General features: G+C 33.6%; 3 protein-coding genes. 1 reads left to right on the forward strand and 2 read right to left on the reverse strand.

Going from position 1 to position 2,553, the window contains the following annotated elements; all coding sequences use genetic code 11:
• The coding region (locus ACPYKA_RS20345) for a BCCT family transporter (protein WP_479544012.1) at window positions 1-777 on the reverse strand (777 nt) is incomplete at its 3' end.
• Between the two features lie 431 nt (window positions 778-1,208).
• Entirely contained in the window at window positions 1,209-1,643 is a 435-nt protein-coding gene (locus ACPYKA_RS20350; RefSeq protein ID WP_479544013.1) for a universal stress protein, read from the reverse strand.
• A 272-nt stretch (window positions 1,644-1,915) separates the two neighbouring features.
• Between ACPYKA_RS20350 and ACPYKA_RS20355 the strand changes: the two genes are divergently transcribed.
• Complete coding sequence (locus ACPYKA_RS20355; RefSeq protein ID WP_479544014.1) at window positions 1,916-2,335, forward strand: VanZ family protein; 420 nt, start codon at window positions 1,916-1,918, stop codon at window positions 2,333-2,335.
• The last annotated feature ends 218 nt before the right edge of the window (window positions 2,336-2,553 follow it).

Raw genomic sequence — 2,553 nt, forward strand, 5'->3', positions numbered from 1 at the left:
GGCAAGGATAATATTGATATTGCTCATCAACTTCATTCCTTTTTCAATTCCGGAAAGAACAGAAATCATGAACAAAAACGTAATACCTATAATAATGACGAATTGTGTGCTGAATCCATAAGGAATACTATTGTCTAAATAATGCAGCCCACCATTGATCTGAATTGCCCCAAAACCAAGGGAAGTGGCAACTCCAAAAACGGTAGCGAATACAGCAAAAGTATCGATAATAATCCCCAAAGGTCCTCTTACATAATCACCAAACAAAGGATAAAATGTTGCACTAATGGTGCCGGGTAAATTTCTTCTAAATTTAAAATAGGCTAACGATAAAGCAACGAGTGCATAAATTGCCCATAGATGTAGCCCCCAATGAAAGAAAGTTAAAGGAAGAGCATTTTTCGCCGCAACTTGCGACTGTGCATCTCCAATCGGCGGTTCGTAATAGTGAGACAGAGGTTCGGCAACTCCCCAAAATACAAGGCCAATTCCCATTCCGGCACTAAATAACATCGCAAACCAACTGAATGTGCTATATTCTGGTTTCTCATTATCTTTACCAAGTTTAATTTTGCCATATTTTGAAAAGGCAAGATAAATGGAAAATAGCAGGATCATCCCAACTATGAGATGATAAAGCCAACCGAACTTGACTTGTAAAGAAAGTTGCAAATTGGTTGCTACCCTCTCAAGATGACTCGGAGCAAGCGCACCCCATAATATAAAAATAATCGATAAGCTGATGGAAATATAAAATACAGAGGTGAGTTTTTTCATCCAATCCCCTTTCCAAATAATTTTGAAAGGACTCTTTTATAGATACTATGTAACTTGTCCATCATTTAAGACAGTTTATTTTTAGTAAAGATTATTCTTTTTCGCTGAAATTTTTCTAGGGAATTAGAGAAGGTGAGAGGAATTTTAATATATCCATACAATGGGCATGAACGCCTTGAAGTTTTTTGTTGGAATAATCGGATAACGATGGAAGTAATGACAGAAGACTTTGGGAAAAATGGAATATAATTAAGGAAATGTTGATACAATTACTAGTTTGTTAGAGTCGAATCTAACATGAACTCCTTTTACAGGTAATCAATGGTAAAATAAAAGACTAAGGCTTATACCATTTTGGTAATAAGCCAAGCTTTTATTTTGATGATATAATTTATAAAATAAAGTGCCTTTATTATTACAATTTGTTTCTATCAATCTTCAGAATTTCTAACGATAAGTACATCACAAGCTGCGGAACGAGTGATATTTTCTGATACACTGCCAAGAATCCGCTCAAAAGTATTCAATCCAGTGGCTCCACAAACTATAAGATCGGCGTCAATTTCTCTTGCGATCTTTTTAGGAATTAATGACTTCGGATTCCCAAATTCAAGTTTTGTGTTCACTTCTGTTATTCCGTTATTAAGAGCAAGCTCGCGATTATTTTCAAGAAGTTCGTTACCTAATTTTTCTTGAGTTTTCTTAATCGCTCCTGTATCACCAGGGAAGTTGTAGTGTTCCATAATGTGTACAAGATGAAGTGTTGCTCCATCACGTTTTGTTACGTTGATTGCTTTATTTAGAGCAATCTCTGACCCTTTCGATCCGTCTATTGCCACAAGAATATTTTTATAAGTTTTTTCCATGATATTCCCTCCCAATATAATAGTAATATATATTGGCAGAAATAAACAGAAAAGGAATGAACGTTTTATGAATCTTCTTGAAGTAATAATCCCTATTGTATCGGTTTATTCTTAAAAAAGTCATACTCCAAGAGCTATTTTCAACTTTTTACTGAAACTAACTAATATATACAAACAGAAATAATGAACAATCATAAATTTTGTCATGATTACTTCTTACCCGTAATAGACATCATTATTACCGTACTACTAGAAGAGAATGGGTGAATTGCATGGTAAAACGCTTTTTTTATTGTATGTATTTGGCTTTTTTACTTTATATCGTGTGGATTATGCCAAGTGACATAAAACCTAATCCCGAAATTAATTTAGTTCCGCTAAAAACAATTCACTTATATGTAACAGCATTTTTTCATGGATATGCACCAATGTATGTAATTATTGGCAATCTCATCGGTAATATTGTGTTATTCATCCCGATTGGCATTTTGTTTTTTAAATATCTTCGACAAATAGGATTAGGACTTATCTTGTTTTTATCTATTTATATTCCTGTTTTTATTGAAATTGTGCAACTTCTGCTTCATTTTGCTGAATATAGGACAAGATCCATTGATGTTGATGATGTTTTGTTGAATATGCTTGGGATTTGGATCGGCTACATTGTCACTTTTATTGTTTCTACGAGGTGAAGCGGGTAATAGGAAAGGAGTTGTCCGCAATATACATCTTATTTAACCGAATCGTGAGGAGACCTTGAATGTTTTACATCAAAATATCATAAACCTGAATTATTCATAGTTCCGAACTAGAGCTAATTAATATCAATTTTCTGTATCTTTGTTTTCAAAGCATGTAAAAGTTGTACATTTCGATAAATAAAAGTTAATTACACTGCCGTGGGATAATA

It is taken from the genome of Pseudogracilibacillus amylolyticus (SeqCode), assembly GCF_051918545.1.
Lineage (GTDB): Bacteria > Bacillota > Bacilli > Bacillales > Amphibacillaceae > Pseudogracilibacillus.